The sequence below is a fragment of the Streptomyces sp. NPDC001851 genome, assembly GCF_040297165.1.
Classification (GTDB): Bacteria; Actinomycetota; Actinomycetes; order Streptomycetales; family Streptomycetaceae; genus Streptomyces.
The window spans coordinates 24,964-32,197 of sequence record NZ_JBEOYR010000049.1 but is presented as its reverse complement, the minus strand read 5'-3'; the positions used below and the strand labels follow the sequence as shown (position 1 = coordinate 32,197).

General features: G+C 71.0%; 6 protein-coding genes. All 6 read left to right on the top strand.

Features of this window, described 5'->3' with window-relative positions:
* Window positions 1-108: 108 nt before the first annotated feature.
* The 6 genes from ABT171_RS40480 (at window position 109) to ABT171_RS40455 (ending at window position 7,205) form a co-directional block, all read left to right on the top strand.
* On the top strand, window positions 109-933 hold the full coding sequence (locus tag ABT171_RS40480; protein ID WP_351251805.1) for a cytochrome P450: 825 nt from the start codon (window positions 109-111) through the stop codon (window positions 931-933).
* Window positions 934-1,014: 81 nt separating this feature from the next.
* Window positions 1,015-1,407: a nuclear transport factor 2 family protein gene (locus ABT171_RS40475; protein WP_351251802.1), complete on the top strand. Its 393-nt coding sequence runs from the start codon at window positions 1,015-1,017 to the stop codon at window positions 1,405-1,407.
* A gap of 259 nt (window positions 1,408-1,666) precedes the next feature.
* Window positions 1,667-3,658: an ATP-binding protein gene (locus ABT171_RS40470; RefSeq protein ID WP_351251800.1), complete on the top strand. Its 1,992-nt coding sequence runs from the start codon at window positions 1,667-1,669 to the stop codon at window positions 3,656-3,658.
* 116 nt (window positions 3,659-3,774) lie between these two features.
* Window positions 3,775-5,262: an MFS transporter gene (locus ABT171_RS40465; protein ID WP_351251798.1), complete on the top strand. Its 1,488-nt coding sequence runs from the start codon at window positions 3,775-3,777 to the stop codon at window positions 5,260-5,262.
* 94 nt (window positions 5,263-5,356) lie between these two features.
* Window positions 5,357-5,797 (top strand): SRPBCC family protein, encoded by a 441-nt coding sequence (locus ABT171_RS40460; protein WP_351251797.1) that lies wholly within the window; start codon window positions 5,357-5,359, stop codon window positions 5,795-5,797.
* Between the two features lie 43 nt (window positions 5,798-5,840).
* Window positions 5,841-7,205 (top strand): carotenoid oxygenase family protein, encoded by a 1,365-nt coding sequence (locus tag ABT171_RS40455; RefSeq protein ID WP_351251795.1) that lies wholly within the window; start codon window positions 5,841-5,843, stop codon window positions 7,203-7,205.
* Window positions 7,206-7,234: the final 29 nt, after the last annotated feature.

The following is a 7,234-nucleotide window of genomic DNA, read 5'->3' as shown; positions in this document are numbered from 1 at the left end:
TACCAGGCCGCACTCCACCTCGCCAGCATCCTCATCTGGACTCGACGCTGACCAAAGAGACAGAACCTAGACCTCGTCAACGACTTCGGCAAGCCCCTGGCCGTCTGCGTGACGCTCGACGTTCTCGGCCTGGACAAGAAGGACTGGCAGCAGGTCGCCGCCTGGCACAGTGGGGTCGCCGAGTTCATCACCAGTATCGTCCTCACCCCCGAACGCCGGCGGCACTGCATGGACTGTGCCGAGCAACTCGAGGCCTACCTCGTTCCCGTCATACAAGAGCGCCGCCGTCACCCCGGCGAGGACCTGATATCGAGGCTGTGCACCGCCGAGTTCGACGGCATCGCCATGTGCGACCGCGAGGTGACCGCGCTGATCATCAACGTCCTGGCCGCCGCCACCGAGCCCGCCGACAAGACGCTCGCCCTCCTTTTCAAGCACCTGATCGACCACCCGGAGCAGCTGGCGCAGGTCCGCCAGGATCCGACCCTGCTGTCCGCCGCGATCGCCGAGACACTGCGCTACACCCCGCCCGTCCAGCTCGTCCCCCGCCGGGCGGAACGGGACGCCGTGTTCGCCGGCAGCACCGTCCCGGCAGGTGCCACCGTCTTCTGCATGATCGGTGCAGCCAACCGTGACCCCGACGCCTTCGCCGTGCCGGACACTTTCGACATCCGTCGTACGGACCTGGGCACCGCCCGCTCCTTCACCGCTGCCGCCCAACACCTGGCTTTCGGCTCGGGACTCCACCAGTGCGTCGGCGCAGCCTTCGCACGCGCGGAGATCGAGACTGTCGCCGCGATGCTCCTCTCCCTGCTCGACCAGATCCGCCACACCCCCGGCCTCGACTACCGGGAGACCGGCCTGTACACCCGTGGCCCCGCCTCCCTCTGCGTGGACTTCACCCCCGCCCGAACGACGCCCGAACTTCACTGACCTCCGGCGGGGCGGGTGGCACCTCTCCCGTCCGCAGCAGCCCCGCCGGACGGCCCCCATCCTGCTCAGGAGAAAACAGCGATGACACCGACGGACATCACCCGCGCCCTCACAGACCTGCTCTTCGAACCGGCCCTCGACCTCGACGAAGCCCTCGACCGGCACTTCACCCCCGACTACCGCCAACGCACGGATGGCGTGTGGAGTGACCGGACCTCCTTCGCACAGCACATGACACGTCTCCGCTCCCTGGTCCGCAGCGGACACATAGAGGTCCACGACGAACTCCGCGACGGACTGCGCTACGCCGACCGCCACACCGTCACCATCACCCAGCACAACGGCCGCACGTCCCGCACCGAGGTCTACCTCTTCGCCCGGTTCGCGCCCGACGGTCGCTTCCAGCGCGTCGAAGAGACCACCCTCCTGGTCACCGGCCATCCCGACGACGGGAACCTGGGTCTCGTCAAGTGACAGGACGGGACCTTCGGCACGTGCTGCCTTCCGGAGGTCCTCATGGGGGCCGTGCGAACCTCGAGAGGCTGAAAGCCGTCTATCCGAACGAGTGCGTGGCGTGGTCCCGATCGGTTGGAGCGGGACGGCGCAAGAGGCGGCGGACGGACCACCGCAAGACGCGCCTTCGGCCGATGCCCGTCTCCGCGAGGGCCGGTGGATGTCTCCGGACATGGCTGTCCGGTGCCGAGACATGGGGACGGGAGCGGCCATGGTGTCCGTGGGCGAGAGACTGAGCAGGGCACGCATACGGGCCTTCGTCGGCCGGGACGAGGAACTCAGGTGCTTCGAGAGGGCCTTGGCCGGCGATCCGCAGGCGCCGTTCGCGTTCTACGTGTTCGGGCCGGGCGGCATAGGGAAGTCGACGCTTCTGCGCTGCCTGGCGGACCAGGCCCGTGCGGCAGGCCGGCTGCTCGTCGAACTGGACGGCCGTTTCGTCAGCCGGGACCCGGACGCTTTCGAGCGCGCGGCCGGTCCTTTCCTGGACGTTCCCGGCACGGTCCTGCTCCTGGACTCCTTCGAACACTGCCAGTGGCTGGAAAGCTGGCTGTGGCAGCACTTTCTGCCGCGCGCCGCTGACGGCGCCCTCGTCGTCCTGGCCGGCCGGCTCGCTCCGCAGCCGCAGTGGACCGCCGACCCCGCCTGGGCCGGGCTCTTGCACGCGACCGAGCTGGAGCCGTTCTCCGAGGAACAGGCCCGGAGCCTGCTGGCCGCGGCGCGGATCCGACCCGAACTGCGTGACCGGGTACTGCGCTTCGCCGGAGGCAACCCCCTGGCGTTGTCCCTCGCGGCCGCCGCAGGATCGACGGGCTGCAGCCGAGAGGAGATCTGGTCCCCTTCGGCGGATGTCCTGCGAACCCTGCTGACAGGACTGATCGGTGAGGTGCCCTCGGCTGCCCACCGCCGTGCCCTGGAGGTGGCGGCACAGGCTCACTCGACGTCGGAGGAACTGCTCACCGCGGTGCTGCCGGACGAGGACGCCCATCTTCTCTTCTCCTGGCTGCGGGACCTGCCCTTCATGGAGTCCACGCACCGCGGGCTGCACCCGCACGACGCGGCACGCGAGACGCTCGCCGCCGATCTTCGCTGGCGGGCTCCCCAGGCGTTCGTGACGATGCGCCGGCGACTGGCGGAGGAATACCTGCGCCTGCTGCGCGAGGCGCCCGAGGAACGGGTCTGGACCGTCACCGACGAGCTCTTCTACCTCTTCCGCGAGGGGAAGATCCTGGCCCGGCTACGCACCTGGTCCCGCGAGGACGAGGTGCACGACCGCCCACTGCACCCGGACGACATGGACGTCGTGCTGCGGATGGCAGCGGAGACCGAGGGGCGCGCCTCGGCAGAACTGGTCCGCTACTGGGCACAGCGCCAGCCGCAGGCCTTCAGCGTCTATCGTCTCGTCAGCACGGGCCGCATCGTGGCGTTCACCGCCCGGCTCGCCCTGCCGGCCCCGCCCGACCCCCAGGACCTGGCCACCGATCCCGTCGTCGCCGCAGCATGGAGGTACACCGACGCCACCGCGCCGGTGAGCCCCGGCGAACACATCGGCATCAGCCGCTTCTCGGTCTACCCCGAGCGGTACCAGGTCCCCTCACGCGTCATCGACCTGAGCAGTTCGCGCGCCCAGGCGGAGGCCGCCCGCGCCCGCGGCCGTGCCTACGGCTTCGCCGTCTGGCGGGATGCCGAGACCTGGGCTGAGCGCGTCAAGGGCACCCTCAGCGACACCGGTGCGCGACCGCGGGTCGGCGAGCACACCTACGGCCTGTTCGGCGTCGACTGGCGCCAAGTGCCCGTCGAGGCCTGGCTCGGCCGCTTCATCTCGGCCACCGACGCCCCTGCCCCGTCCGGGCCGTCGGGCTTCTCTCGCACCGCGTTCGACCAGGCCGTGCGCGAAGCCCTGACGCACTGGCGCGATCCGGCCGCCTTCGCAGCCTGCGCCCTGATGCGGACCCGGCTGGCGGCCGACCTCTCCGACCCCGTCCAAGAACTGCGCGCCCTGCTCCGCCGGGCCGTCGACGACCTTGCCGGTGACCCGCGCGGCGTGCGCGCCCGCGAGGCCCTGACGGCGGGCTACTTCTCCGGCGCGCCCACCCAGGAGGCCGCCGCCCGCCGCCTCGCCCTGCCGTACGGCACCTACCGGCGCCACCTGCGCCAGGACATGGACCTGCTCTGCGAGGCCCTGTGGCGGCAGGAGCTGCACGGGCCCCGATAGCCACGGCCGGCGCCCGGCGTCGGCAGGACGGGGTGGACAGCTGCGGACAGGAGTGGACAGTCATCAACCCTGACTGACCTGGAGAGTGGACACCGCTCCGCACGAGGCTGTGCGCCATGAACCTCCCACGCACACAACCGGGGCGGACCCCGCCCGCCCCCAAGCAGTCGGCCGTGCTCGCGGTGCTCGCTGCGGCCCAGTTCACCGTCATGCTCGCCACCTCGATCGTGAACGTCGCGCTGCCGCAGATCCGCGCCGGTGTCGGCCTGTCGGACGGTGGCACCACCTGGGTGGTCAACGCCTACGGCCTGGCGTTCGGCGCGCTTCTTCTGGCCGGGGGGCGGGCGGCCGACCTACTCGGTCGCCGCCGGGTGCTGGCCGCCGGCCTCGCTCTGTTCGCGGCTGCCTCGCTGGCAGCGGGAGCGGCCCCCTTTCCGGGCGTGCTGATCACGGCCCGCGCCGTTCAGGGCCTCGGTGCCGCCGCCATCGCCCCCGCGGCGTTGGCCCTGGCCATGGACCTGTTCCCGCCCGGTCCCGGGCGCGGAAGGGCACTGGGGGTGTGGGGCGCGGTGTCCGGGGCCGGAGGAGCGGGCGGCGTCCTGCTGGGTGGTGTCCTCACGCAGGCGTGGGGCTGGGCATGGGTCTTCTACTCCGTCGCGCTCGGGACCGTACTCGTCCTGGCCGCCGTGGCGGTACTCGTCCCACCGTCGGCCGGCCGCAAGGCCGGGCGCTTCGATCTGCTGGGCACCGTCACCGTCACCCTTGCCCTGACCGCCCTGGTCTGGGGACTGACCACCGCACGCGGCGTCGGCTGGTCGGACGGCCGGGTGCTCGGTGCCCTCGGCGCCGCCGCCGCACTGCTCGCGGCCTTCGGCGTGATCGAGCTGCGCCGGCCGAACGCGCTGATACCGCCGCGCATGTTCACCACGGGCCGGGTGGCCGCGGGCAACCTGCTGATGGCCCTGCTGGGATCCGTGTGGATCGCCCTGTTCTTCTTCCTGCCGCTCTACCAGCAACAGGTCCTCGGAGCCGGCCCCCTGGCAGCCGGCATGGGCCAACTCCCCCTCGCGGTGGCCAACATGCTCGGATCGGCCCTGGCCCCGCGCCTGTCCCGGCGCATCGGCGCCACCGCGACCGTGACGGCAGCCCTGCTCACCGAGGCCGCGGGCCTGCTGTGGCTGTCGCGGATCAGCGCCGACGGGAGCTACGTCGTCGGCGTCCTCGGTCCCAGCATCCTGGTCGGCCTCGGCTTGAGCATCGCCTTCGTCCAGCTCACCGCACTCGCCGTGGACGGCGTCCCGCCACAGGACGCGGGCCTTGCCGGGGGACTGGTGAACACCACCCGCCAGGTCGGTGGCGCGATCGGACTCGCCGCCCTCGCGACACTCGCCGCCTCGGTCACCGCGAGCGCAGCGGTCCACCGGTCGCACGTGGAGGCGCTCACCGCGGGCTACCGGGTCGCCTTCACCGTCTCGTCCGCGGTCCTCGCCGTCACGGCCTTCCTCGCGCCGCTCCTCACCCGCCGTACCGGTGAGCGGACCGCAACCGCCCCCACCTGCCCGGCCTCCGGCCCGTACACCCCACGAGCGTCCCGCATCGGCTGAACCGTTGGATCAGCCGCGCCACCGGCACAAGCCATCAACCACCGGCACAAGCCGTCAACCATCGGCACAAGCCATCAGAAATGGAAGCACATCCATGGTCACCATCGACGAGACCGCCCCTGTCATCGTCCGCCTGAGCACTGTTGTCGACGCCCCGCTCACGACGGTGTGGGACCTGCACACCGACATCGCGGCCTGGCCCACATGGAACCCGGACATCGACCGGGCCGCGCCCAACGGCCCGCTGACGCCCGGAAGTTCCTTCACCTGGCGAACCCACGGCCTGGACATCACCTCCACCGTGCGCGAACTGGTCCCCGGCGAGCGGATCGTGTGGGGCGGCCCCGCCGACGGCATCACCGGCATGCACGTATGGACGTTCGAGCAGAGCGGCGACCACGTCACCGTCCGCACCGAGGAGTCCTGGAGCGGCACCCCGGTCGAAGCCGCGGCCGACCGGCTCGGCAAGGCCCTCCACCAGTCCCTGGAGAACTGGCTCGCCAGCCTCAAGGCGCGTGCAGAACGGATCGCCTGACGACACACCACATTACGTCGCATCACCGAAAGAGGCTTCTTCCATGACTGCTGACAAGCCGTACCTGACCGGCCACTACACCCCCGTCGCCGACGAGATCACCGCCACCGGACTCACCGTCGAGGGCACCCTGCCCGCCGAGCTGACCGGCCGGCTGCTGCGCAACGGCCACAACCCCAAGCCCGGTGTCACCCCCACCCACTGGTTCAAGGGCAGCGGCATGGTCCACGGCATCCGGCTGCGCGAGGGCCGCGCCGAGTGGTACCGCAACCGCTGGGTGCACACCCCCGCCCTGGACGGCGCTCCCTACATGACCGAGCACGGACCGGACCTGACCGCCAGCACCGCCGGCACCCACGTCATCGAGCACGCCGGGCGGCTGCTCGCCCTGTGCGAGGCGAACTACCCCTTCGAACTGGGCCAGGACCTGGATACGGTCGGCGTCTACGACTTCGACGGCAAGCTGCGCACCGCGATGACCGCGCACCCCAAGGAGGACCCGCTGACGGGGGAGCTCCACTTCTTCGGATCCTCGCCGTTCCCGCCCTACCTGGTGTACTACGTCGCCGACGCCAAGGGTGAGATCGTCCACAGTGCCGAGGTGCAGGGAGCGACCGCCTCGCTCAAGCACGACTTCGCGATCACGCGCCGCCACGTGGTCTTCGTCGAGGGCAACGTCACCTTCGACCCGGCCGACCACTCCGGCATCCCCTACGGCTGGAGTGACCGGCAGCCCTCCCGCATCGGTGTCATGCCCCGAGGGAAGGACGGCACCGGGCACATCCGCTGGTTCTCCATCGAACCGGGCAACATGCTGCACGTCGCCAACGCCTTCGAGGACGGCCAGGGCCGCATCGTCCTGGAGGGCCCCACGGTGGACCGCGAGGGCTTCCACCTCTCCTGGAACTGGTGGATCGGCGCGCCCGGGCGCGGCAGTGAGCCCGTCGCCCGCTCCTACACCCGCCGCTGGGTGGTGGACTTGACGGCCGGCAGCGTCGACGAGCAGATCATCGACGACCTGCCGGTGGAGTTCCCGACTCTCAACGAGGAGTACCTGGGCGCCGAGAACCGGTACCAGTACGCCATCTCCTTCCCCGACGAGAAGGGCTTCGGCGGCTACGGCATCGTCAAGTACGACCGCACCAGCGGTGCCCGCCGCATCCACCAGGTCGGCGACGCCCGCATGCCCAGCGAAGCCGTGTTCGTCCCCGCCGCCGAAGCAACCCGCGAGGACGACGGATACCTGCTCACCGTCGTCTCCGACCTCAAGCAGGACGCCTCGCACCTGCTGGTCCTCGACGCCTCGGGCCTCGACCGGATCGCCACCGTCCACCTGCCCCACCGGGTGAGCGCCGGACTCCACGGCTCCTGGATCCCCGACAGCGCCCCCCAGCGCAACCGGGACTGACCATCACCCGCCCTGGGGGACGGGCACGA

What these genes read in the sequence shown, in the direction of transcription:
- ABT171_RS40475 (WP_351251802.1), top strand. Translation starts at nt 1,015, where the DNA reads ATGACACCGACGGACATCACCCGCGCCCTCACAGACCTGCTCTTCGAA.
- ABT171_RS40465 (WP_351251798.1), top strand. Translation starts at nt 3,775, where the DNA reads ATGAACCTCCCACGCACACAACCGGGGCGGACCCCGCCCGCCCCCAAG.
- ABT171_RS40460 (WP_351251797.1), top strand. Translation starts at nt 5,357, where the DNA reads ATGGTCACCATCGACGAGACCGCCCCTGTCATCGTCCGCCTGAGCACT.
- ABT171_RS40455 (WP_351251795.1), top strand. Translation starts at nt 5,841, where the DNA reads ATGACTGCTGACAAGCCGTACCTGACCGGCCACTACACCCCCGTCGCC.